We start from the raw sequence: 25,809 nt of genomic DNA on the forward strand, positions 1-25,809 counted from the left end.
ATTCAATTAGAGCGGTAGTCAGATATGTTAGTTTCAAAGTTGTTAAAATCGGGGCGAAAAACAACAAGGCCAATTAAATCTCTTTTGGGAAAATCAATTAGTTTTTGTTTGAGTGGAGTTTCAAGGTGGGCATTGCTGCAAAACTCACATCTGCGTTCTCACAGTTAAAACCTGTGGCGGGGTAGCATCAGGGGGATACAAAAAGTCTACTTGAATTTGGCGCTGATCTCCGGCTGGCATCTGCAAAGTTATCAAAGCTTTTCCTACTTGTCCCCGTCGCTGAACTAAATGAACATAGCGTGTTTGTTCTACTTTACGATCATCGGTGTAACGTAATCTCACTGTTCCGCGAAAAAATACTTGTTCAACTTGGGGATTTAAAAACAGCAGTCTGTCCTTACCACCCTCATCTTTTAATGGCGTTTCTATTGATACAGTTACAGTCTGAGTTTGGTTACTGGGATTGTGTAGCGGCAAAGTGAGATTGTATTCTACACCATAGTTACTGTGAGCAAAGTAGGCTGTATCGTTGTAGCGTTTCAGCATTGGCGCACTTTGAATTTGTCCGGTGCTGAGTGTAATTAAATGCACTGTTCCCAAGGGATAAGAGAATGCTTTCCCTGGTTGGGGTATCGTCAACTCAGATACATTAGAATTATCTGTAATTTTTGCTTGCCATTGTGTACCTTGAGACACACCCGCAACTCGACTAAAAACTGTTGGTTCTCTAGGAGGGTCGAGAGGTGTAGGAATGGGGTCACGCTTACCTGCTAGACTACCTGTATCTAAAAGTGTTTGCCACTCACTTACAGAAGGCGGAACTTGACTATTCTTTGCTAAGTTTGCCAGATAAATTGGGCGATCGCTCACTAATCGCATCATTGTTGTTCGACCATTAGAACTAGGTGCTTGTACAGGAATAGGTAAGTTCGCCAATATTTGCGTTTTTCCCGGTTCTATGACTAATTTATCGGGAAAATTTGCTTGTCTGACACCCCGCAACACATCGTTCATGGTTCTACTACCAGGGCCAGCGTAAACTGTACTTTGAGGATTATCCGCCACATCAGGCAAATCAATAAACGGTGCTTCTCTGGTTTGGTAACTGGCTGCTTGTAGTACCTGCAATGTGGCGGGTTCATTTCCTGGGTTGTGAACCATTATCCCTTGGTAAACAGTGCGGTTTTGGGCTGGTGTTTCTGCCCTAACGATATGATGGGCAAATACATCAAATCTGCCTTGGAATGGGTAGTTTAAATGCGCTTCCTTGACTTGTTTGCCGTCGGAGGGGAAAGTTGAAAGTAAAATACCTTCAGTTGTGACTAATTCGGGACTGTTGCTGTTAAAGGTGGGAATAATATCGAGTTGTCCTGGTAAAGAACGCACTTCTTGGGGGGATACTTGGACACCTGCAATATATTCTGGGGGAACAGTGTAGATATTTAACGCCCGACACATCAAGGCTGCAACTTCGCCTCTGGTAACACTTTGCAGCGGTTTTAGCTGTTTAACATTGGGATAATTAACAACAATACTGTTAATTGTGGCAGATGCGATCGCATTCTGAGCGTAATTGGGAATTTGTTGAGCATCTGTAAAATAACGTTGTAATATCTGTGCTGGGTTAGGCTGAAGACTATAATTTTTTGCACCCGCTACAACACCGATAATTTGCGCCCTCGGAATTGCTTGATTAGGTTGAAATACTCCACCCGGATAACCAGAAAAAAATCCTTTTTGATAAGCTGTAGAAATTGCTTTTGCTGCCCAATAATTAGCAGGTACATCTTTAAAATTAGTGGCACTGCGTTTAACTGCTGCATCAGGAAAGGCGTTGAGCATCAGTACAGCCGCTTCTGCCCTGGTGACGGTAGAATTAGGGCGAAATGTGCCATCAGGATAACCTGTGATTAGTTTCCGTTCTCCCAGTTGTTGAACACAAGCTTCTCCCCAATAATTTTGGGTATCTATAAAAGTTAGTACACGAGAGTCTGAAAGACTTAAAACTAAGCCTGCTGCTAGAGAAATCTTGCCCAAATTCATTTTTATAAATACAGATAAACACCGCTAAATTATCTATGTTCATCTATGTTTATCTGTGGTTTGTTACGAAAAATTATTTTTCAATTTTGCCATCTGGAATAGACCTTGCTCAAAACGATATAGCCTAAAGTGATGGAGAAAAGCTAGTATTAGCTTATGTTATGTGGGGAGAAATAAGCGTCTGCCTAAAAGAATGGCTCCTAAATTTGCCAACAGACAAATACTTCCTAGTCCCAATAAAATGTATGTGGGAGCCATGACAACTCCAATCATAAACCAAGCAAATACATGGAGTATCATTAATAAAGCAAAGATACTTGCAATTGCAGCACTTTGCCAAATCTCAATAGCTGGACGAGATGATAATCTTAAACCTATTGTCAACGAGGTGGCAATTAAGTTAGCTGGAATGAGAAAGGCACAAATACTAATGCAGTAATTGCTAGAAAATAGCGTCAAAGTGTTGAAGTCTAACATGATTTTTACTAGGATAAATTGCCAAATTTTAGATAAATATTTGTTCCCATATCCTAAAGGATATAGGACTTTAAAATATTTGTTGCTTGATAACCGAAACTATCTTACTCGATGTGTAACTTATTTTTGCAAACCCACTTCCATTCCTCTCCCTGCAACGGAGAGAGGCTTTGATTCTTTCTCCCCTTCCCTTGTAGGCAAGGGGTTAGGTTTGAGATAAAGTTGCAGCGTTATCTTATTAATCATCAAAAATTTAAACCACCAAGAAGTTGGTGGTTCACCGAAGATATTATTAACTATTAGTCAAGCATTTAACCAGGAAAAAAAGCTTGGATAATCAATGTTCTGGCAAATCCAGATATACCGAGAGCCAGCACAGTCATAGTAAATAACAGGCTGATTCGAGGTTTAGAATCTAGTTTGTTATCTTCTCTACCGCCTGTGAAGAATAAAGACCATGCTTGTGAAGGATTGATAGTCTTAAAGCTATTAAAGTCAGGTGTGAAAACAACAGAACCAAATAGCTCAGGAGATTGGAAGTTTAAATTATTAATCATGTAAATAAGTATAACAAAAATCTTGCGGAAATGCTAAGTCCATGATTAAGACGTATTCAATGTAGCGATGCGATCGCCTAATTTCCTGGTAATTTTTGACTAAATTTCAGCAGTTTTGTTACTTCTGTTAGTAAATGCTGTATCTTTGAAGGCTTTTGGATATAAGTTTGGAACCCAGAAGCCAGCGCCTTTTTTTGTGCGTTAGCTTCAGTATTGCCAGTATAAGCGATCGCTGGAATTTCACTTTTTTTTGGAGATGTAATTTTCCTAATTTGCTCTATTAACCAATAGCCATTTTCTCCGGGCATATTAATGTCACTAATTAAGAGATCTAGCTTAAATTTTTCCACTAAATCGAATGCTTCTAAAGCATTGGAGGCCGTCATTACCTTAATTCCACAGATTTCAAATATATCGGTAAGAGAAAGACGCATATTTTCATCATCGTCCACTACCAAAATTGTCAATTCTGGCAAAATATCTAAGTCTTTTGTATCGTCGGACAAATTTACATTCTCAAAGTTATGCGACCCATATATTTTATTCATAATGTTCCTTGATTCCTGCTAATAAGCTATCTGCTACAGCCAGACCATTAATAAAGGAGTGTTTGAGTTTATCAGCCAATAAATTATTTCTGACGAGTGGTATTAGATGCTCTATCATCACCAATAATTTATCCAGGTCGATTGGTTTAAGTAAATATCCTTCAAACTCTATCTCTGGAATTTGCTCAATACTCCCATTGACACAGGTGGAAGTCACAATAATTGGAATATAATTCTTACTTAAGGATTCTATCTCAGTCAATTTATTTAGTAAAACATAGACATTTTCACCCAAAAATCTTATTTCACAAATGATGATATTGGGAAAGAACCAGGTCAGGCTGTTTACCGCCTCCTTGATAGAGCCAGCGGTGATCACATTTGCACCAAAATATGAGAGAAAGATAGTAAGTAGGACTCCACTATCGATATCGTTATCTACAACGAGTATTTGCACACCTTTGAGTGTTCCAACCTGGGAAAGAGAAGTAATAGTTGGATTCATAATAAAACCTACAATCAGGATTTCAAGTGCAAAGCAGGATGGAAAAAACCGTAACTACAAAGGGGCTAAATCAGCAGATAGTCAAATCAAAATATAGTGTGAGTTTGACAAATCTTTCCCTAACGCCTCTCCGATGCTGATAGAGGCAGAAATATTCAGCGGTTTCAACAAAAAATTAGGTTTCCAAAGCCTCTCTCCCTGTCGGGGAGAGGTACCCTGCGGGTTCGCGGTAGCGTCTCGTAAGAGAAGCAAGCTATGGAGAGGGGTTTCTTCTATTCGTCGAACTCGCGTAAAAGTAGGAGAAAATTACTTTCTGCTCCTACACTATGATTTGGTGTTGTTTGATTTTGTGAATTAATTGATTAACTACGACACAAAACTTATTTAAGATCATTTTTGAGCAATTTAACGAAAAAAACTATTGCCATTCCCTATCTTCCAGTTCTTTCTGCGGCAACAATAAAGTAGCTTCAATTTCTTGCCTAATAGCAGCAGTTACCTCACAATTGCTATGCAGACAATCGAGTAGTAGTTGATTAGCATCGTAGTAGCGTTGTAGTATTTGCTGTTGCTCAGGGCTAAACTGCCACTGGTGATTAATATTGCGATAGTTCATGACTGTCGTTCTCAACTGTTCCGCCCAGGCCGCATAGCTAGTCTGCAACCACAGGCGAAACCGTGCTTGATTTTTATGAGAATTAGGCAATTGATCTGAGAGTTGTTGCAGAGATTTAGAAAGTCCAACATCGAGAACAATACCCAAAATGTTTGAGAGTGCATCTCCACAGGCGTGGAAGTGGGCAAAGTCCTGACTTTCATCAATTGCACACTCTAGTAGCAGGTTATCTAAGGCTGCATCGAGAAACATCCCTTGGTCAAGACTGCTGGCTAAGACAAAGTGAGGTGCTACGCGGGGAGTCCGACTCAAGGCGAGGTAAAATGCTCTGACTGTCGCACCTTTTGGTTGGCTGGGAATAGTGCGAGATTTTTGGCTTGCCCAAGTTAAAAACTCTTGTATATAAGGGTCTTGGGCAACTAGGGCATCAATTTTTTGCTTCATTAACTGTACCAAAGAGTCTGCACTCCGCAGCATGGTAGCTGTCAATAAGAAGATTTCGCGCCAGTGTGGGTCAGTGATGTGACTGACCAATCCTCCCATTGCTTGCTCAAATGCCTGTAAGTTATGGCTGGCAACAATTTTTCGGGCTGTAAAATATTCTTGAAACGCCAGATAGGAGAAGGAGAAAATTCCCCGCGCCCTTTCTGCTAGTAATCCATGTTGCGCCTCTATCGCCTTCAGCGCCGCTTCACTTTCTATTTGCAGTTCATCTGCATCCATCGACACGCTAGTGAGATTTTGAATATAGTCACCAATGTACTGCTCAACGACGCGTTGCTCAAAAAAGTACTGACCATGCTCAAATGTGGCGGCGGCAATTTGACTCAATAACTTGAACTTTTGCGGTAATAAGAATCCTCGGTAAACTTCATCCCGTTCCACACCTTTGGCTTCATCCCATTTACCCAATAGCAGATCTAAACCTTGCTTATAAAAATCAGTGCGCTTGGTGGGAAATTTTTCTTGACCGTGAAACACCCAGCAGGCAAGATGCAGAAATAAAGGTGTAACGATGAGTTGGCGGAATTGCCAGTTTTCATCTAAGTCTAGTTTCTGAATAAACTCAACGGACTGGGCTTGACCATCTTCAGTGTTGGTTTTGGTAAAAGCTACAAACCATTTTTGCGCGAAGGCTTCGATTTGTTCTGAGGTAAATGGGGCAATTTCAACATCGGTAAAGCCTCGGAGTCTCAGTCTTTGAGCTGCTGTACGACAGGTTGCGACTAACTGATTTTTATGATATTTATCTGAAAACGAGCGAATTTCGCTTAAGACAGCATTGCTCTGTTGGTTGAGAACTTCATCCATACCATCCAGCAACAATAATACTCTGCCTGCATTGAGTAAGGTTTCGATGACTGAGGTATCGGAAATGCCAGATGTGATGAATTCCTGGCGGATGTAATTTAATAGGCTGAACTCGTTAGTAACTTTACACTCTTGGGCAAAATTTCTCAGTGTGATAAAGATTGGTACTTGATTGACTGCAAATGCGCCTTGGTTGCACTGAATGGCCAGATGTTGCAAAAAAGTAGTTTTACCTACCCCTGGTTTGCCGAGTACTCTTAGCTTAGAGTATGTTTCAACGGCTCGTTTACCCGGTATTTGTTTCTGAGATACTTCACCTAAGCCAACCCGATCAAATTTTTTGGGATCAAGGTTTTGCAGTTCTGTAATTTCTAAATACTGAAAACTAGGAATGTCCTCCAAGATATTCACATCTATATATATGTCATCGATCGCCACGGGATGGCTGATGTCCAATAACTGCAAAATACCACACTGGTCTTGAATTTTCTCGAATCGCTGCGATCGCACTTGTTGCACTAGTGTATCAATATCCCAGACAGGGGGCTGGCGGAATTCTTCTCGGTCAAGAAATTCTGCGGGGGGATGAGTTGCAATCTCCCGCCAATTTAATTCCAGCACCGTGCAAATTTCGATAAAGGTATGACGCTCAACCGGACGACCACTAAAAAATCGCCAAATCGGTTGTCTAGTCTTAATATTAATTTCTCCAGCTAGGTTGTCTTGTGTCCACCCCTTGCGTACAAATGCTTTTTTAGCCTCTTGAATTCCCTTAAGTGATGCTTGGAGCGATCGCTTGACCATAGGACAAAAAACCTGCTCCCCAGATCATGAATTTTAACTTTTATTAATATCTGCAATCTTATTGTTTTCTCTGTGATACCAACATTTTACTACCTGAAAGTTATACAAAATCCTAGAGATCCTCTCAAGTTTTTGAATTTTTGTGACAAACTCAAACGTTATACGTCATATTATACATTTCAAACTGTTGGTAAGACTTAAATTCAAACACTAAAATGTAATACTTAAGTAGAAACTGCAAAATGAATTAGTGATTATACTTTTGCATTGAAAAAGTTTTGTTCACGCATATACTAAACTTTTATTTGTGATTTTTGAATTTAAACTAAACATAAATATATGATTTTATTGTCAATAAAAAAATAGACAAGCTTCTAGAAATAGCTGAATTAATTCATGTATCAAGAGGATCTGGAAGAATAAAACCAGTGGAAACATTTTTAGATAAATTGTCTAATTATTTAGATGATTTCCACATCACCGGAAAATATTCATTAATCATCCTACACAAATATATTGAGGGATTTTCCGAGGAAGAAAAAGCAGAATTAATAGCCTTGATATGGCTTGGTAGAAGTGTATCCAATGAACCACCACAAAACTTTACCAATTTGGTTAAACAAGTAAGAGAGCTTATTCCCCAAAATTATGCAACAACTTATATTATCGATAATAGCTTTTTAGTAAGATATCTGCGTAATGGACTGCAAAAAATAAATATTTGCGCTGCTGCATCCTAGAAAATCATCAGACTGAATATTGATTGAATAGCACGATATCTTGATTAAATCCAATACTCAGGATTGACTTGATAGTATCTGTTTAATAACTCATAAAGCGTTGAATGCTCCTTCAATAACTGCTGTGGCTTTTCAAAAAAAGTCTCTGTTGCTACGGCAAAAAATTCTGCGGGATTAGTCGCGCCATAACTATCAATTACAGTTTTGATATCTTGTTGAATATCGTTGCAGAGTTGTTGATATTCTGCTGTCATTACTTGCGCCCAAACAAGATAATCTGATTTGTTGGTTAAAATCGGCACACCCTCAGCTTTGCCATCTGCTTGGTCTAATTGATGGGCAAATTCATGCAGCACAACATTATGTCCATCATGCCAATTTTGGGTGTCTTGTTGCACTTGCTCCCAAGATAATATTACTTGGTCTTTTACCCAAGATTCCCCTAGTCGAGCATCGCGTCTTTCCTCGACAACATAATCACTTACAGCTACAGTTTGATTGACAAAATAAGTACTGGGATAAATCAAAATTGAACGCAATTTAGGAAAGTATGCGCCGCGTTCATTTAGCAGTAGTAAACAAGCAACAGCCGCAATCGTAATTTTCATTTCTGCTGTGACTTGCAAGCCTTGACAGCCAATGAATTGTTTTTCGGCTAAAAATACTTGAATATGTCCTTGAAGTCGTCGGCGTTCTTCGGGAGTTAGACGTAAGTAAATTGGGAGATTATTTTCAATAACAGCACTCCACAATGGCGGAAAAAGACGCTTTTTCAGGCGATTTCGTCGCTGTTTTGTCAAAATGGGACTGATGAAAATTGCTGTTACAATCAACCCCAGGATGAGAAAAATAATAATTGCTGCACCCATTGATTTTCTATGATGCTGTGCCACTGTTAGTTAGTATAGCGATCGCACCACATGACTAGCCATTACACTAGACACATACTCCAGATCACTTTATCTCCGCCATGTCTCTTGCTCAAGATTTCAACACTCGTCAAGACACATCAGAAGATGTTATCTTTCCCCCTGGTGACTTATATAGTGATGAGCCTCCGTTGGAAACTGAACTACATCTACGACAGATCATCTTACTTTTGAAATGTCTGGAATGGTTGTGGCGGGACAGACAAGACTTTTACGCAGCGGCTAACCTGACAATTTACTACAGCCCGAATCAACGTAAATCAGAAGATTTTCGCGGCCCAGATTTTTTTGTAGTGCTGGGAACTGAACGCCGAACGCGAAAAAGTTGGGTAGTTTGGCAAGAAGAGGGCAAATATCCTAACATAATTGTCGAAATCCTTTCGCCAAAAACTGCTGATACTGATAAAGGTTTAAAAAAACAGATTTATCAAGATACTTTTCGTACTCCTGATTATTTTTGGTTTGACCCAGAGAGTTTAGAATTTGCCGGGTATCATTTGTTAGATGGAGTGTATCAACCCTTGGAACAAAACCCTCAAGGGCATTTGTGGAGTCAACAGTTAAATTTATATTTGGGAATTCATCAAGGATTATTGCGATTTTTTACACCTTCAGGCAAATTAATTCCGACACCAGAAGAAGTTGCAGAACGTTTAGCTGCAAAATTACGAGAATTAGATATAGACCCAGACACAATTTAGTTTTTGTATCTCTACAAAAACTATTTTCGAGCGAAAAGATCCTCGACTTCTCAAAGAAGTCAGGAATCTGAGTACACAAGTGCCGTAAAATTAACATCTATATGGCATCTGCTAACCTTTGACACCATGCTTTGCGACTATCTAGTACAAATACTGACCGCCCGTGTGTACGATGTTGCCCAAGAAACCCCACTGGAGTATGCCCCGAATCTCTCTCAAAGGCTGAATAATCAGCTGCTATTAAAGCGGGAAGATATGCAGTCGGTGTTTTCTTTCAAGCTGCGGGGTGCATATAACAAGATGGTAAACTTACCGCCGGATTTGTTAGCACAAGGTGTCATTGCGGCTTCGGCGGGAAATCATGCCCAAGGTGTAGCTTTATCAGCCAGTCGTTTAGGAACAACTGCTATTATTGTGATGCCTGTTACAACACCCCAGGTAAAGATAGATGCAGTTAAAGCTAGGGGTGGAAAGGTTGTCTTGCATGGCAATACTTACGATGACGCATACACTTACGCGCGACAATTAGAAGCCGAAAAAGGCTTAACTTTTATTCATCCTTTTGATGACCCTGATGTGATTGCGGGACAGGGAACCATCGGGATGGAAATCTTACGCCAATACCAGCAACCCATTCATGCAATTTTTGTCGCTATTGGTGGCGGTGGTTTGATTTCGGGAATTGGGGCGTATGTGAAACGGTTGCGTCCAGAAATTAAAATTATAGGTGTGGAACCTGTCGATGCTGACGCGATGCACCAATCATTAAAAGCCGGGAAACGGGTGCGGCTGTCGCAAGTTGGTTTGTTTGCTGATGGGGTAGCAGTGCGGGAAGTCGGGGAAGAAACATTCCGCCTGTGCCAAGAATATGTAGATGAAATTATTTTGGTGGATACCGATGACACCTGTGCGGCAATTAAAGATGTATTTGAAGATACGCGTTCTATTTTAGAACCTGCGGGGGCATTGGCGATCGCAGCGGCTAAAGCCTACGTCGAACGCGAACAAATTCAAGGACAAACTTTAGTTGCTGTGGCTTGCGGTGCAAATATGAACTTTGACCGCCTGCGCTTTGTCGCTGAACGCGCCGAATTAGGCGAACGCCGCGAAGCGATATTTGCAGTCGCCATTCCCGAAGAACAAGGTAGTCTGCGGAAGTTTTGCGAATGTATTGGTCAACGCAACTTAACTGAGTTTAATTATCGCATCGCCGATGAAAAAGAAGCCCATATTTTTGTCGGTGTGCAGATTCAAAACCGCGCCGACAAAGCCAAGATGATCGAAACCTTTGAAAATTGCGGCTTTAAAACAATCGATTTAACCGATGATGAACTGACAAAATTACACTTACGCCACATGGTAGGCGGACATTCACCCCTCGCCCACAATGAATTACTGTATCGGTTTGAATTTCCCGAACGTCCTGGTGCATTGATGAAGTTTGTCGGTTCCATGAGTCCCAACTGGAATATCAGTATGTTCCACTATCGCAACAACGGCGCAGACTATGGGCGCATTGTTGTAGGTATGCAGGTACCACCTCATGAAATGCAAAAATGGCAAGCTTTTCTCGATACCCTTGGTTATCAGTATTGGGATGAAAGCCAAAATTTGGCATATAAATTATTTTTGGGATAGTACAACAAGGCAAAAGTAAAAAGTAAAAAGGTAAAAGGCAAAGGGCAAAAGTAAAAAGTAAAAAGTAAAAAGGCAAAAGTAAGAAGTAGATTTCCTCGTTGCCTGTTTGCCCCGATAACCTAAAGTTTCGCTAAGATCAGAGTGTTTACTTATATGTGGTCAAGTTGTGGCTACTATATCTTGTCCCCGTTGCCATCAAACTGTTGAGAGTCAGGCTATTACCTGTCCTTATTGCCGAACCACACTCAAAGCCTTCGGCCATCCCGGTATTCCATTGTATCGTGCTACCGGGGACGAGTATTTGTGCGATCGCTGCACCTACCACGCAGACGATACTTGCAACTTTCCTCAGCGTCCCTACGCCAAAGAATGTACCCTTTATCAAAACATTGCCGAATACAAGTTACAGCAAGAACAGCAGCATCATAACAGCAGTTTTGGCACAACTTTTCAAGGTTGGGTAAAACGTAATCAAACTTGGCTATTATTAGTTGGTTTATTACTCATTTGTTTAGTTATCGCTGTGGCGACATCTTAAATATAGCAGGAGGCAGGAGGCAGAAGGCAGGAGGCAGAAGGAAAAGTCTTATTATTCCTGGCGTTCAAGCTTTCAAATTGTCCCAACAGACCTGACTACTGCTATAAAAGATGCTTATTAGCCCCCCTATTTTGTAAGGGGGTTGGGCGGATCTGCAAAAACGTAAAATCTTAACTGAACTGTATTAGAATGCTCTCAACAAGAGTTAGACAGATTGCAACTGACACAACAACAAACCAAACCATTGATTTGAGTCTGTCCAGGTTTGAATGGGAACTAAACCTTGTGTTTTGAGTTGTTGTTGAATACTTTCTAGGTTAAATTTGCGCGATATTTCCGTCAAGATGGTTTCGCCTAGGGCAAAATTAACTGTGAGGTTGAGAGATTTTAAGTGTACAGTTTGCGATCGCAAGCTTCGCAAGTGCATCTCAATTTGATGGGCGGTTTCATTATAAAACGCCCAGTGTTCAAACTGGGTTGTATCAAAATCGCCTTCAAACCTGCGATTTAAATGCTCCAGCATATTGATGTTAAATGCTGCTGTCACACCTTGGCGATCGTTGTAAGCTGGTTCCAAAATTTCTTTTGGTTTTTGTAAATCTACTCCTAGTAAGAAATATTCTCCTACTTGCAGAGCATTGGTAATTTGTAAAAAGAAAGCATTACACTCTTCGGGGTTGAGATTTCCTAAAGAACTACCAATAAAGCCAATCATCCTACTGGGTGAATGCTTTGGTGGGAGTTGAGCTAAAGCCATTTCATAAGTTCCAGCCAGTGCATAAACTAGCAATCCCGGATAATCTCTGAGTAACTTTCTCGCGCTATTTTCCAACATTCCCGCACTAACATCTATTGGCAAATAGCGCTGAAGATAACCTAGCTTTTGGTAAGCATCCAGCAAAATTCGGGTTTTTGTAGAACTACCACTGCCAAGTTCAACTAATTCGCAAGCACCCGTAAGTTTGGCAATTTCACCAGCGCACTGTTCTAAAATAGCTGTTTCTGTGCGAGTGACATAATATTCTGGTAACTCACAGATTTCTTCAAATAAATCAGATCCTTGATCGTCATAAAAGTAATATGGAGGTAAGGATTTGGGGATTTGAGTTAATCCCTTGACTACATCACTCCCCGCAGTTGATGTAACTACTCGTGTTGCTTCTATCAAACGCTGTATTTGCAACCGTTCTTCAATGCTTTTGAGGGAAGTAACTTTGCTGGTGACAGCTTTAGATATTGTCATTTAACCTCCGCAGAGTTCCAGTAGTAGATTTTTGATCAGCACAAACTTTCTTCTAGCTAGTGAAACACACAGCCATAGCTGATAACATCACGCTTGAGCTAGATTACTCAAGGTTTAACACTAAATTTGCGTATTTACCACTAAAAACACCATAACTTTTCGTTAATTAAAACTTGTAGCGCAGCGAAAACCTGCAAATACTTGACGTACGTTAGGATGATACCAATTACGAAAACTAGCACGTAATACCCACGGACGAGTTGCCCAACTACCACCTTTTAACACCCGGTGTTGATTGTCAAAATAAACTTGGGAGTAACCCACATAAGGGTAACTTTGGAAACCTTGGTAAGGCGCAAACCAAGAATCTGTCCATTCCCAAACATTACCCAGAGTATCAAATAAGCCATATACGCTTTTGCTTTCAGGGTAAGCATCAACTGGGGTTGTCTGAGATATCAGGCGATCGCAATTACAATATTTAGGTGTGGGCATTTCTTCACCCCAAGGATAGGTGCGCCGATGGTTAGCTTGAGCATCCCAACTAGCCGCTTTTTCCCATTCGGCTTCTGTGGGTAAACGCTTGCCAACAAACCGCGAATATGCTTCAGCTTCGTACCAACTCACACCGCAGACTGGATGATTATCATAACTGCGATCGCTCTGCCAATAAAGTGGTTGTGTTACTCTTTCAGTTTGTAACCATTGCCACCCATCATCAGACCACCACTCAGTATTTTCATAGCCTCCCGCCGCCATAAATTCCCTATACTGCCCGCAAGTCACCGGGAAACGGTCAATCCAATAAGTATCTAGATATACTCGATGACAGAGACTTTCATTATCCAACGCATCCAGAGAATTGTTTCCCTGTTCAAACTCCCCAGCGGGAATCATTACCATAGAAGTGCTGTTAGCGGTAGCGGGGCGTTTAGCCCGTGCTGTTAGCGGTAGCGGGGCGTTTAGCCAGTGTTGAGTGTTGAGTGTGATGTTCTTCCCTTGCCCCCCTACGCCCTTTCCTCTCTTCGCCAATTCCCACACATAACTGAGAATTTCACAGTGTTGACTTTCGTGCTGAATTAAAAACCGCCAGAGACGTTCTTGCGGTTCAATATCAGCGACTTCTAAATATTCCAGCACTTTGTCTCTAACTGTCTGTAAGTAATCACTGATTTCTGCTAAGTTTGGCAGTTGAACACGTTCACATTTGGGTAAACCATCGGCTGCAAACAGCTTGCGGTATTGCGGAAATAAACATCTTAAACCTGCACTGTGTTCTAGCAACCATAACGACTCAGTGTAAGCAATATGTCCCAAGTGCCAGCCAACAGGACTAAAATCAGGATGATACTGATTACGAAATGTCGTATCGTCTAATTCATCAATTAGCTTTAAAGTTTTTTTCCGACAATCATTTAAAGCATAATAAATAAATTCTTTGGTGCTAGATTTGTTCAATTTGGATATCACAGTCTTCTCCCACACTGATGATGCTATTTTCTGGGCAAGGATTCCATTTACCAGGAAATAAAGGTTCCGAAGCAATAATTACAGAGTTCGGAAAATTCAGATCATCTCGTATCCAGTACAAAGATGGATTTGGTGAACCAACAGAAAAACGGGAAGCTATCAGGCGTTTTCCGTCACTTAAAACTATGTTGGCTAAAACCTTGATTTGATGACGTTTTGCTAACTCAGCAATACCTAACAAAGTAGCGCGTAGTGCATATTCTGGCGGACGATGTTTGTGAATTTGACGTTGAGAAAGTAATAACGCAAATAAATGTTCAGAATCGGTACTTCCATAAATTTTGTCGTAAAAATCGGGTGTTAAAGTGCTACGAATTCTTCGATGTAATGTTTGCCGAAAATTTTCAATGAATCCGTTATGCAAAAATAGCCAATTTTCGTGATTGAATGGCTGACAATTGGTAAAATCTACAGCTTGCCCTATGGTGGCGCTGCGTACATAACCCAAAATACACTTTGATTCAACGTAACGACTTAGATGAGGTAAGTTAATATCATTCCAAATCGGCGATGTATTTTTATAAATATAGGGAGCAGTATCTTTGTGAGTATGATACCAACCCATACCAAAACCATCTGCATTTACTACACCAGAAGTCATTTCACGGGGTTGATAACTTTGGACAATCAAAGAATGTTCTGGTTTATACAGAAGATGCTCCAAGGAAACAGGCGAACCAAGATAGGCAAGTAAACGGCACATGATAAAAGTATTTACTCCCAATTGCATTACAGAATAAGCTTGATTGCTGAGAATTTCCTGAATTGTAAATGAGTTTGCCCTATACTTGCCCGCTTCACCCTGCAAACCTGCTGATGCACTACAATTTTCTCAAGTTATATTATTCTCTAGTAATTAGTAACCTTGACTACAAAATTATTTACCAATTACTTAACAAATAATTGCTCATGACTAACTCAATGATGGTGATTTTTCCATATAGGCATAATCAAACATGGGTATTTGATGATGAGCGTCTAGATTTGGTGCAAGAACCGTTTGTGAGTGGTGTACCGGAAATGATTGATATTTTTGTTCAAGGTATAGCTAATGTGGATGAAGGATTTAAACTCCTGTTTTCTGCTAGTCCTTTCCCTGGTTATCAAGCAGAATTAACATGGTTACGTGAGGAGTACAACGGTAATTGGTATTTGTGGCGGGAAAAAAGTCTGGAAGGTTGGTTATGTCCAGCATTATTTAAATATTTTGAGCAAGCACCGACAAAAATCTATTGTCAAGCTGAAGGTTTGTATTCCTAAATTATGTATGAAAGATAAGATACCCGACTTTTTACAAAAGTCGGGTATCTGAGTATGTCGATATTTAGCTATATTTACGAAACGCTAGGTATCAGAGAACGCAGAGTATTGATAAAGTTTTGCGCGTAGTTCTGGGTAGAGAAATCGAGGGCGCGTTGGCGTGCAGCGACGGCGACATTTTGGGCAAAGTCTTGTTCATCTAGATAACGGAGAATTGCGATCGCTAATGCTTCAGAATCACCGTAAGGTGTTAATAAGCCATTCATCCCATCGGTAATAATTTCGGTGGGGCCGCCAGCATCACCAGCAATGACAGGTTTACCCAGCGCCATCGCTTCAATAATCACAATGCCAAATGGTTCTTTATCAGAAGCATGAACAAAGACATCCATTGCTTGCACCCATTCGGGAATATTGCGCTGAAGTCCGGGCATAATTACTTTCTCTTGCAGCCCTAAATTCGCTATCTCTGATTTGAGAAACTCTTCATAATCTGCCTCTAAATCATGTTTACCACCAACTACCACACAATGAGCATCAGGATATTTCTGTAAAACTTTTGGCATTGCTTGAACGAGGACGTGCATTCCTTTCCAGCGTTGGAGTCTGCCCACAATGCCAATGAGTGGCCCCTGTGATGGTAAGCCGAGTTTTTGCCGTGCTGCTTGGGGTGAAGGTAACGCAGTTGGTTCAAATCTATCTAAAGCGACACCAGGATAAACCAGAGGTGTGGGACGATGCGGCCAAATCTGGGCTTGGGCTTGCTTGCCATCTTCTGAGAGGGTGATAACAGCACGGGCTGGTAATGCTGTGGCGAGACGGACTAACCAAAACTTGTCATGGGGGACTTCCAGTTGATACCAAACAGATGGTAAACCTAGCAGCATAGCGGCGATACCGCCATAAAAATGGGTAATCCACATCCAATTGACAATTATATCTGCACCTTCACGGCGAGCGATCGCCGTTATTCGCAATACAGTAATAATTAACTTATGAATTTGCCGTAATCTGCCACTTTCAAGAACTCGCGCATCAATGCCCAATTTTCTAACTTGTTCCACCATTGGGCCGGGTTCTAAAAAGATGGCTATCCACTCAACACCAGCATTACGTCCTTGCTGCATCAAGTCTAAAAACATCATTTCACCGCCACCTTTTTGTTCACCTAGGGGCATGATAACTATAGCTTTCATAATTTTTTAATAAGTGTATAAGAGTATAGGCATCAGATCCCCCCGCCTGCGGCGACCCTCTTAAAAAGGAGGTAAAAGAGACTCATAAGCCCCTCTTACCGTGTACAACACAAGTCTTATAAAGTTGCCTAGTAGTGTTTCGATCCCCCCTAACCCCCCTTAAAAATGAGGGAATTTTCTTCAAATCCCCCTTCAAAAGGGGGATTTAGGGGGATCAGATAATTTGTGTTTACACGGTAGCTTTTTAAGGGGTTTGGGGATATCTAAAAATTCCAACGTTATTGGAAATATGGGATTGAAAGAAGTTAATTCTTTCCCCTACAACCGATTTCCAGTGATTTTTTCATGCTGATAATATTTATGCGCCGACATTGCCATTGCTAAAAATCCCCACAGAATCATGCCGGAGACGCTCAACATCCCGCTACCGATGATTAATTGAGCGCAGGAACTAATCCCAATGGCACGGGCAGCACTGACGAAACTATCAAACCGTGCTTCGTTATACTGCATCACACTGAAAAGAATCAGAATTAATCCACCTAAATAAAAGCTGGCTCCAAACCAGCCTAGAGTGAAAAACATATCGAGAATCCCGCTATCAATGACAAATACTTCGATTTGTCCGGTTTTCTCGTTGACTTTCCAAATATTGCCTAAACCATTGCCTAGAACATTAGAAAGTGCTAGACCTAAGTTGCGATCGTAACTTCCAGATCTATCCTTAAAACTAGTATCTTTATCTAGATTGGCAAAACTTTCTAACCGGGCTGATATCACCCCAGAAATGGGTTCGATAGTTGTTAAGGGAATTACACACAGTGCCATAATTACAACGATCGCAATTAAGCGCATTTGAATTTTGGCTTTGACTGAACCCATAATCAGAATTACGCCGAGTAACCAGCCGCCCCAGTTAGTCCGGGCTTGGGCGAGTAAAAACGAGACGTAGCCAACGGCGGAAGCTGGGAATATTAATGGGCCGGAAGCTGTAAATAACAGCAGTAACCCAGTCTGCATCACCGCACCAAACGGCCCGACTGAGTGTAATGTACTCCAGACACGCATCCCAAAGGGTACAGGGTTGCCAGAACTGGTAAATAATTTTGATTGGATAAGCCAATATCTATCCCATTCCGGGGCGACGACAAATTGATAGATGCCGTAAGCGCCAGTTAACAATACGCACCATAAAAATGTCCGCTGTAAATTTTGGCGATAAGTGGGATAATCTCGCCAGTTCATAAATAGGTGAAAAGCAAAAATAATCGGACTCAGCCAGTCGAGTAAGCCACGAGCCACCGGAACTGGTGAATTATAAATTAGTCCGACAAGAAAACTATAAAATACGCCGATAAAAGCCAAAATAAACGGTAAACCTCCCTGACGAGAGGCTTGAGGAAAGTGGCGTAAGAATGTGGCGATTGTCACAAATACGACCAAGTAAGGCGCGATTAAAATTTGCCGGGTGGCATCCCAACCAACCTTATAGTCAATCAAACGGGCTACTAAGGGTGTGAGGAACCACATCCACCAAGTAAAGCCGATGTATAAAATTGGATGGCGTAAGTATAAAAATATCGCTACGATTAAAGCTGTCGCGGGATAAATTAGGCGCAACATTCCCGCCGCACCAGCAAAGTAGCAAGTTACACTCAGCAAGATAAAGCCGAGAATGACGATCCAACCTTGTAGCGATCGCTGTCGGGGTGAAAATGGAGTTTGTAAAAAGCTATTGAACAGTAAAGATTGAGAAATCACTGTGCATTTCCTGATTTTTTTAAACCTGTAACCTGTCACCTATGACCCTTCGGATGACGCTCCTGCATCGCTAACGCTGCGCTAACGCCACTTGCTTTATGCCAGGGAACCTGTCCACCGCAGTGGCTCACCTGTAAGCTGTCACCTGTAACCTGCCATGTCTGCCATCCTTGCCAGCGACCGCGCCAAGAGGCGAATAATTTGCGGGTGGCGAGTCGGCCTTGATTGAGGAAAAATCTCAGCCATTGGATGAGGCCGAAACAATCTCTTGTACCAACTAAAATTGCCCACACTAAGAAGATGAGGCGGCGCAAGGGTGATAAATGTTCTAGTAAAACTAGGGTTTCGTTATGAACTAAGTTAATTTGGGCGATCGCATTAAAGTTATTGCGTTGGTCTTCGTCAAACCGCTGGGCGGGATAATGATCAACTGCAACTTGTGGGTCATAAATCATCTGCCAACCGGCGCGTTTTAAGGTGAGGGTAAAGGCCATTTCAAAATGTACCTGTGCGCCTGTACCTCGCATTCGTTCGTCAAAACGTAAGTTGGCGATCGCTTGGGTGCGGAAACTCATGTTCACACCTTTGAGAACATCAACAAAGCGCGGTTGACCAACTCCGAGGTGATGGTTGCCAATAATCCGCCCAAACCACTGTAATTGACCAACTACGGCGCGAGATTCATCTTCAATTTTGTCACCGTGATGTATCCAATCGCGTCCACCAATACCGCCAATTTGACTATTTGCCAAAAAATGAGCGTTAATTCGCTCTAACCAATCAGGATGAGGTGCAGCATCATCATCTGTAATTGATAAAACATCTCCTTCAACTGCCCCTAGTCCAGCGTTGAGGGCGGCTACTACTCCGGGGATCGCGACGGTGACAGTTTGTAAAGGCAAGTTATTTAAGGGAAATTCTTGGAGAAATTGCCAAGTTTGGGTATCCGTATCGCGGACAACGACGATGACTTGATCGACTGGTTTAGTTTGCGCTTGCAGTGCCGAAAGGCAACGAGATAGATCTAGAGGACGGCGATAGGTCGGGATGAGAACTGTGTTCTTCATGCTTTTGTAACTCCTCAAATAGATCCATATAGGTTTGAGCCATAGTTGACCAACTGTATTGTTCAGCGACGGCGCGGGCGGCTTGACCCATTTGCTGCATGAGAGTGAGATCGCTTACTAAAGATGACAAAGCAGTGGCTAAGGCCTCAACATCATCTGAATCTGGTAAAACAATTCCACATTCGGGTGTAACTAACTCTGCACCCCCGGTAGCTGTGGCAGTAATCACAGGCAATCCAGAGGCGAGGGCTTCTAACAAGACCAAGGTACAAGCTTCATAACGGGAGGGGAACACAAACAAATCAACTGACCGCATAATTTCCGGGATATCACGGCGATAGCCGAGAAAATGTACCCGTTCGCTAATTCCTAAATCGGCTGCTAACTGAGGAAAAGGGCTACCCTCGGTACTCCCAACCACCGCTAGGTGTAAATTAGGAACTTGCACCAAAGCTTGGAGAACGCTATCTAAATTCTTCCGTGGTGTACGGATGTCTCCGGCAAATAATCCTAAATTTACATTCTCTGGTAAGTTTAATTTTTGGCGAGAAGGGATACCAGGGCTAAACTCTTGCAAATCTACACCGTTGACAATTACTCGGATGCGATCGCGCGGTACACCAATATTAGTTAACTCTTGGGCAACTTTCTCGGAAACGGCGACAACAACTTTAGCCCGTTGAAAAGCTTGTTTTTCCCAATGAGCATTTAAGGCGGTGTACAACCATTGATAAAAACCGTAAGCATCGCGGCGAATGCGGGAAATATGTACAGGCGATCGCAACCAAGAACTGTGGACAAAATGTACAGCATTCACATCGGCCGCAACTTTGGTAATTGCACCGTTGATTTTTAATAAATCGATTTCAGCGCGATGTTTTTGCAACCAAGCGGCAGTTTTTTGAGCAAAGATGAAATTACGAATAAACTCACTGGGATAGCTATCAACAGCAATAGGAACCCAAGTAACTTGACTATTTTGCTCAATTTCTGGCGCAACTTCGCTGGCTAATAATATTAGGTGATGACCACGACGAATCGCTTCTTGAGCAACTTCATAGTTGACTCTTCCTTGCCCATCACCTTTTTTTATTTTGTGGGTAACAATGCAAAGTTTCATTTATTCTGATACTCCCACCAATTGATTAGCTAATAGTTGCAGAGTAAAACTAAATATCAGCGCCGCTAAAGTTCGTAAATTCAATTTTTGTTGTTTTAGTGCCTGCCATAAATAAGGACGGGCTGCTGTTATTTGCTTATTCCGCAGTAAACCAATCCCTAAAGTTGTATGAGCATCTGAGTATTTACCTTGAAAATACTTGTGAAATTCTTGCAATCGAAAATCTTCCATAAAGATTTTGTAGCAAAATATTTCGCTTTGGGCTTTGCGAATTTTAGCTGTGGCATTTTTACTACCACTGAGCATAGTGTCAGTTTGCTCATGGGCGCGATAACGCGTTAATCTTTCAGGATAATAGTAAGCACTATAACCAGAAATACAGCAGAGGTAAGTTAAATATAAATCCCACATTCCCCCTACTTCTTGAGGAATGCTATCCCAATTAATTACATGATTGCGAATTAAACAAGATGCAGCAGTAGGAATACTTTTATCAATTAACCCAATTTTGGCAAAATCTTGATGAATACCTGGTGCTAGGACATTCCGCTTAAAACCACGGGTGTTTTCTTCTGTACCCACATAATTAATATTGCCATTACCATCGATGATATATTGGTCACAAAAAGCTAAAACTAAATTAGAGTTTGCTTCGAGAATTGGTACAAGTTTAGCTAAAAAATCCTCATTCCACATATCATCATCGTGGAGACTGGCAACATATTTGCCCCGTGCCATTTTAAAAGCATTCATTTGATTAGCTAACATCCCAATATTCTCTGGATGCCGGATAAATCTAATGCGTACATCTTTGAAAGAGTCAATAATTGCTTGGGGATTTTCATCACTACAATTATCAGAAACAATGATTTCAATCTGTTTATAAGTTTGGTTAACCGCACTAGCGATCGCTTGCTTCAAATACTCTGGGCGATTGTAAGTAGGAATAATAACACTAACCAATGGTGCTGCTGATTTAAAATTTATTGACATACATTTATCTTGTTATTTTTAGTACGTTTCCGGTCAATAAAGCGCAATTTTCAATAGCTAAAAAATCTGAATATAGCAGTCATATTTGATATATAAACAAACAGGTAGAGATATTTGTAAATCATTGATGATTGCTATATCAGTATTTTTTCATGTCAGACTTGAGACTTTCTGCACGAGTATGAAATTCAGCGATAGTTTTACTATAAATTTCTGACAAACGCTGAATATGAACATCCATCGTAAATTCTTCGTGATACCAAGCTGCGCCTTTTTCACCCATTAATCTAGCTTTGGCATAATTTGTGGCTAATTCATTAATGGCCGCTGCTAACTGTGCAATATTATTAGGCTCAACTAAAATCCCGGTTTTGTTATTTTGTACGTGTTCAGGAATTCCACCAACAGCACTAGCAATGACAGGACGATAACGCGCATAAGCTTCTAACGTCACAAGTCCCGCAGGTTCCGGCCAAAGACTAGGAAAAATCACCGATAAGCACTGTTGATAAAGGGTTTCTAATTGGTCAGAATTACACCAACCATGCCAAGTAATGCGATCGCTTAAACCCAAATCATCAGCTAATTTTTCCATATTGGCCTTATCCCAACCATCACCAGCAATATCTAAGTGAATATGTCGTTCAGTTTTGGCTAAGGCTTTGAGTAGCCACTCTAAACCTTTATCGGGAACAATCCGACCAGCAAATAAAATACGCTGATTTTGATAAATTTTCCGGCTCAAAGGTTCTGTCGCAACTTTAGGTAATTGCACACCACAGCGCAGGGTCATTACTCGCTTTGGTGATATGCCCGCTTGAATAATTTGCTGACGCACATATTCACTATTAGCTATTACGGGAATTTTCAATTTTTTCAAATTATTCAGCGGATTGTCAGCATTCCACCAATTACCCAGAATTTTGTGTGGTCGCCGACTCCCACAACCATCGACTAAATGTCCCCAAACACAACCAAGAGGATTCATAACGCGATCGCAAATTTTGCCGCGGTCTGCTAGATATTTTGTCCCACTGGGACAGTAGCTACAGTGATTGTGTAGGGTAAAAATTGCCGGACATTCTTCGCGTAAATCTGCTAAAAATTCTGGGTCGTGAATATGCAGTAATTTGAACTGCTTTTGATCGACTGTCTGAATAGAATCCAGAGGGCGATCGCTAACTTCAATAATTCGAGCATTTACTAAAGAAGCTACATAAGTTTCTATTCCTCCTCCTCCATTTATATTAGTGTTAGTACAGTGATGAATCATTTGTATATTGGTTACGTTTTTGCTCATTTTATAGACCGGCATTAAACCAAAATTTGTGTCTGACATCGTTTACATAATGTCTTAAGGCAATATGTTTAGCAGCATAACGATCAGGATAAACAAATTGGTCATCTACGTTGATAATATATTTATCTGCCGCTAATGGTTTAGCATCGTCATTGTGCATAGCTAAATGCACTACAGTTTGGTCTGTATAAAAGATAGGTGAATCGACAAATTTTTCTACTCTTTCTAGTGGCTTGTACCAATCTAGTTGTTTTTTGAGAATAAAAAAGCCTGCATTTACCGGATTGAGTTTGTCAGTAGCTTCTAAAAGAATGCGCTCATCTAAAGAAGGTTTACAATCAGGTAAATACCAAGTAGAGCTATCATCAGATGCACATAATTTAATTAAATCCGTCGCTCCAGGAAAAAACAAAATATCAGCATCAGTGTAAATTGTTGGCTCTGTAATATCGAGTGACATCAATGCCGCTAATCTTCTCCACATAGCCATCGTTGGGCGGTGGGGATGATTCAAGGCATAGTCAAAAATATAATGAGGGATTTGTGGATTAGCTAGGTCTTTCCAATCAACAACATTTACACAAGGATGAATTTGGCATAATACATTCCGAGAATTTATTGTATAGCTACCATCAGAAATGACGGTAAATTTATTGGGAATGCCAACATGGCGAATAAATGAGCGAATGCTGGCAACTTGTACTGGTAAATCTCGTTCGCAAGAAAAAGAATAAACGTTGATATCAACTTGGCGAGATTGTTTTATAGGAAATTTGCTAATTTTAGCAACTAATTTCGTATATAAATTGCTGATAACTTGCCCTTGAATTCTAGCAGCATGGTAGCCAATATTTACCATTAAATTTACCTCAAAAATATAGAAAAATTATTAACTGTAAATGAGTAATGCTAGAAAAACATGAAGTATAAAATTTCATACTTCATACTTCACACTTCACACTTCTTTACCCCGCTTGACCCATTTCGTATTGAGTCTTGTGATATTCCCAAAGCTTACCTTTTAGCTCTAGGAGTTCTTGATATTTACCTTGTTCAACGATGCGTCCTTGTTCTAAAACAACAACTTTATCGGCGTTGGCGATAGTAGAAAGACGATGAGCGATCGCAATTACTGTCCGACCTACAGAGAGTTTTTCCAATGATTCTTGAATCAAGCGTTCAGTGACAGAATCTAAGGCGCTGGTGGCTTCATCTAAAATCAAAATTTCTGGGTCACGTAGCAAAGCCCGCGCGATCGCAATTCGCTGGCGTTGTCCTCCAGATAATCTTACGCCTCGGTCTCCTAATTTGGTGTCAAAACCTTCTGGCATGTCTTCAATAAATTCCAGCGCATTTGCTAAACGTGCAGCTTCTCGAATGTCTGCTGCGGTTGCGCCGGTTGTCCCATAAGCAATATTTTGCCAAACAGAAGTGTTGAAAATAAATGTGTCTTGACTGACTACTGCAATTTTATGTCGTAATGAAGTGATGTCAAATTTTGGGATATCAACCCCATCAATCATCACATGACCTTCTGTCGGATCATAAAATCTCGGAATTAAATCAATTAATGTACTTTTACCTGCGCCAGTTGCGCCGACTAACGCTGTTGTTTTGGCTTTTTCAATGCTCAGAGTGACGTTATTTAGCACTAAATGATTGGGGTCGTAACCAAAATCTACAGAAACAATATCAATAGAATGTTTTAACTCAGCAAATTTGATGTTGCCATTCTGTAAGTAGGTTTTATCATCAGTCCTAACTAAATCTTTGATGTTGTCTGCTGCACCTACAAGTGTACTCAGATGCGCTCTTGTACCATTAATATCTTGAATAATGGGTACAACTCGAAACAACACAAAGAAAAATGTGAGTAATGATGCAACTTGGAGTGTGCCATTCACCACAAACACCGTAAAGGCAAAAATAATCATCCCGATGAGAATTGTACTAGCTATACTTTCGGCTAGAGGTCTCACCAATGCCCAAATTAAGATAACTTTTTTGGAAGTACTGACTACATTATCACTAGCTTGGTAAAAACGTTGTCGCTCAAAAGCTTGAGTGCCAAACGCCTGTACCGTGCGAATTCCGTTAATAAATTCTATGGCTGTGGAGGTAAAGTGACCGTTAGCAATAGAAGTACTAAAACTTGTTTCTCTGGCACGCGCATTGAGGGTTGATAAACCTACACCGGCTAAGGTAAATAAAAGTAGAGAAACGATAGACAACTGCCATGATAATAAAAACATTGAGATAAAGTAGACAGTGGCAGTGATAGTTCTAGTCATCAAAAAAGCCGCACCACTAAACCACTGTTTAATGCGCTCAATTTCTGTAGTAATTGTATTGATCAGTTCCCCAGAACGCGTTGTTGCAAAGTAGCTTAAAGGTAAATTTTGCAACTGCTCAAAAATTTGCTTCCGCAGGCGATCGGCTAAATACAGTTGAGTGCTTTCTGTATATACTTGCGCTAAATAATTAAAGCCAGCCCGTATCCAGGTACTCAATAAAATCAGCAAAGATATTCGATATAGTCTACTAACTGCCGAAGTATTGGCGGCTAAAATCCAAATATCAAACCACTCGACACCAGTTTGAATAGGTTTAGCATTGGGATTAGTTAAATTTTGCAAGAATGAAAGCAAAAAACCAATACTAAAACCTTCAAATGTAGCTGCTAAAAATGAAAATACTAAAGCAAATATAGCAACTTTGCGGAAATGTTTAAATTCTCGCAATATGAGGTAGTTTTCTTGCCAGAATTTACTAGTCTTAAATAAATTGTTTAATTGTTGTTTTAGTTTAACAAGCATGAGTTTTTGAACAAATATTTCCTAATTCCTACAGGTTGCTATGGATGCTCTGTGATTATTTAGCTTTAGTTTAAGTGCGGCAAATGAAGTCATCAATTACCGCACTGCTGGGAAAG

At 40.8% G+C, this 25,809-nt stretch carries 23 protein-coding genes; 5 read left to right on the forward strand and 18 right to left on the reverse strand.

All coding sequences use genetic code 11. The features are described 5' to 3' along the window. Positions 1 to 144: 144 nt before the first annotated feature. From NOS7107_RS06300 to NOS7107_RS06325, 6 genes are all read right to left on the reverse strand, one after another. Positions 145 to 2,043 (reverse strand): DUF3370 family protein, encoded by a 1,899-nt coding sequence (locus tag NOS7107_RS06300; RefSeq protein WP_015112144.1) that lies wholly within the window; start codon positions 2,041 to 2,043, stop codon positions 145 to 147. Between the two features lie 159 nt (positions 2,044 to 2,202). Further along, entirely contained in the window at positions 2,203 to 2,520 is a 318-nt protein-coding gene (locus NOS7107_RS27655; RefSeq protein ID WP_015112145.1) for a hypothetical protein, read from the reverse strand. 311 nt (positions 2,521 to 2,831) lie between these two features. Next, positions 2,832 to 3,077, reverse strand: a complete 246-nt coding sequence (locus NOS7107_RS06310; RefSeq protein ID WP_015112146.1) for a hypothetical protein — start codon at positions 3,075 to 3,077, stop codon at positions 2,832 to 2,834. A gap of 77 nt (positions 3,078 to 3,154) precedes the next feature. After that, the gene (locus NOS7107_RS06315) at positions 3,155 to 3,583 is read right to left on the reverse strand and encodes a response regulator (protein WP_253274517.1); all 429 of its coding nucleotides are present in this window, start codon (positions 3,581 to 3,583) and stop codon (positions 3,155 to 3,157) included. A gap of 34 nt (positions 3,584 to 3,617) precedes the next feature. Then, on the reverse strand, positions 3,618 to 4,130 hold the full coding sequence (locus tag NOS7107_RS06320; protein WP_015112148.1) for a response regulator: 513 nt from the start codon (positions 4,128 to 4,130) through the stop codon (positions 3,618 to 3,620). A gap of 418 nt (positions 4,131 to 4,548) precedes the next feature. Next, a complete protein-coding gene (locus NOS7107_RS06325) occupies positions 4,549 to 6,861 on the reverse strand; it encodes an NACHT domain-containing NTPase (protein WP_015112149.1) in 2,313 nt (770 codons plus the stop codon). A gap of 428 nt (positions 6,862 to 7,289) precedes the next feature. Here NOS7107_RS06325 and NOS7107_RS06330 point away from each other — a divergent pair, with 428 nt between their 5' ends. Then, positions 7,290 to 7,601, forward strand: a complete 312-nt coding sequence (locus NOS7107_RS06330; RefSeq protein ID WP_015112150.1) for a DUF3775 domain-containing protein — start codon at positions 7,290 to 7,292, stop codon at positions 7,599 to 7,601. 44 nt (positions 7,602 to 7,645) lie between these two features. Here the strand turns inward: NOS7107_RS06330 and NOS7107_RS06335 are convergent, their stop codons facing one another. Then, a complete protein-coding gene (locus NOS7107_RS06335; RefSeq protein ID WP_015112151.1) occupies positions 7,646 to 8,470 on the reverse strand; it encodes a M90 family metallopeptidase in 825 nt (274 codons plus the stop codon). A gap of 101 nt (positions 8,471 to 8,571) precedes the next feature. On the opposite strand from NOS7107_RS06335, the gene NOS7107_RS06340 reads away from it, so the two are divergent. The 3 genes from NOS7107_RS06340 (at position 8,572) to NOS7107_RS06350 (ending at position 11,407) form a co-directional block, all read left to right on the forward strand. Further along, on the forward strand, positions 8,572 to 9,231 hold the full coding sequence (locus tag NOS7107_RS06340; RefSeq protein ID WP_015112152.1) for a Uma2 family endonuclease: 660 nt from the start codon (positions 8,572 to 8,574) through the stop codon (positions 9,229 to 9,231). 126 nt (positions 9,232 to 9,357) lie between these two features. Next, entirely contained in the window at positions 9,358 to 10,869 is a 1,512-nt protein-coding gene (gene ilvA, locus NOS7107_RS06345) for a threonine ammonia-lyase, biosynthetic (RefSeq protein WP_015112153.1), read from the forward strand. Between the two features lie 166 nt (positions 10,870 to 11,035). Next, entirely contained in the window at positions 11,036 to 11,407 is a 372-nt protein-coding gene (locus tag NOS7107_RS06350; protein ID WP_015112134.1) for a zinc ribbon domain-containing protein, read from the forward strand. A gap of 205 nt (positions 11,408 to 11,612) precedes the next feature. On the opposite strand, the gene egtD is transcribed toward NOS7107_RS06350, so the two are convergent. The 3 genes from egtD to egtC form a co-directional block, all read right to left on the reverse strand. Beyond that, the gene (gene egtD, locus NOS7107_RS06355) at positions 11,613 to 12,650 is read right to left on the reverse strand and encodes an L-histidine N(alpha)-methyltransferase (protein WP_015112154.1); all 1,038 of its coding nucleotides are present in this window, start codon (positions 12,648 to 12,650) and stop codon (positions 11,613 to 11,615) included. Between the two features lie 162 nt (positions 12,651 to 12,812). Next, positions 12,813 to 14,120, reverse strand: coding sequence for an ergothioneine biosynthesis protein EgtB (locus NOS7107_RS06360; protein ID WP_015112155.1), 1,308 nt, complete (start codon positions 14,118 to 14,120; stop codon positions 12,813 to 12,815). Further along, entirely contained in the window at positions 14,095 to 14,883 is a 789-nt protein-coding gene (egtC, locus tag NOS7107_RS06365) for an ergothioneine biosynthesis protein EgtC (protein ID WP_044500560.1), read from the reverse strand. Before egtC ends, NOS7107_RS06360 begins: the two co-directional genes overlap by 26 nt. Before the next feature lie 206 nt (positions 14,884 to 15,089). On the opposite strand from egtC, the gene NOS7107_RS06370 reads away from it, so the two are divergent. Continuing rightward, positions 15,090 to 15,440: a DUF6717 family protein gene (locus NOS7107_RS06370; protein WP_015112157.1), complete on the forward strand. Its 351-nt coding sequence runs from the start codon at positions 15,090 to 15,092 to the stop codon at positions 15,438 to 15,440. A 74-nt stretch (positions 15,441 to 15,514) separates the two neighbouring features. Here NOS7107_RS06370 and NOS7107_RS06375 read toward each other — a convergent pair whose 3' ends face one another. The 8 genes from NOS7107_RS06375 to hepA form a co-directional block, all read right to left on the reverse strand. Continuing rightward, a complete protein-coding gene (locus NOS7107_RS06375) occupies positions 15,515 to 16,636 on the reverse strand; it encodes a glycosyltransferase family 4 protein (RefSeq protein ID WP_044499757.1) in 1,122 nt (373 codons plus the stop codon). Between the two features lie 318 nt (positions 16,637 to 16,954). Further along, positions 16,955 to 18,397: a hypothetical protein gene (locus tag NOS7107_RS06380; protein ID WP_015112159.1), complete on the reverse strand. Its 1,443-nt coding sequence runs from the start codon at positions 18,395 to 18,397 to the stop codon at positions 16,955 to 16,957. 35 nt (positions 18,398 to 18,432) lie between these two features. Then, on the reverse strand, positions 18,433 to 19,464 hold the full coding sequence (locus NOS7107_RS06385; RefSeq protein ID WP_015112160.1) for a glycosyltransferase family 2 protein: 1,032 nt from the start codon (positions 19,462 to 19,464) through the stop codon (positions 18,433 to 18,435). Beyond that, positions 19,382 to 20,584, reverse strand: coding sequence for a glycosyltransferase family 4 protein (locus tag NOS7107_RS06390; RefSeq protein ID WP_015112161.1), 1,203 nt, complete (start codon positions 20,582 to 20,584; stop codon positions 19,382 to 19,384). Before NOS7107_RS06390 ends, NOS7107_RS06385 begins: the two co-directional genes overlap by 83 nt. Then, complete coding sequence (locus NOS7107_RS06395; protein WP_015112162.1) at positions 20,585 to 21,577, reverse strand: glycosyltransferase family 2 protein; 993 nt, start codon at positions 21,575 to 21,577, stop codon at positions 20,585 to 20,587. Positions 21,578 to 21,716: 139 nt separating this feature from the next. Next, entirely contained in the window at positions 21,717 to 22,877 is a 1,161-nt protein-coding gene (locus tag NOS7107_RS06400; protein WP_044499758.1) for a glycosyltransferase family 4 protein, read from the reverse strand. A gap of 1 nt (position 22,878) precedes the next feature. Next, the gene (locus NOS7107_RS06405) at positions 22,879 to 23,736 is read right to left on the reverse strand and encodes a hypothetical protein (protein WP_015112164.1); all 858 of its coding nucleotides are present in this window, start codon (positions 23,734 to 23,736) and stop codon (positions 22,879 to 22,881) included. Positions 23,737 to 23,842: 106 nt separating this feature from the next. Then, entirely contained in the window at positions 23,843 to 25,693 is a 1,851-nt protein-coding gene (hepA, locus tag NOS7107_RS06410; RefSeq protein WP_015112165.1) for a heterocyst formation ABC transporter subunit HepA, read from the reverse strand. Positions 25,694 to 25,809 lie beyond the last annotated feature (116 nt).

The organism is Nostoc sp. PCC 7107 (assembly GCF_000316625.1).
Taxonomy (GTDB): Bacteria; Cyanobacteriota; Cyanobacteriia; order Cyanobacteriales; family Nostocaceae; genus Nostoc_B.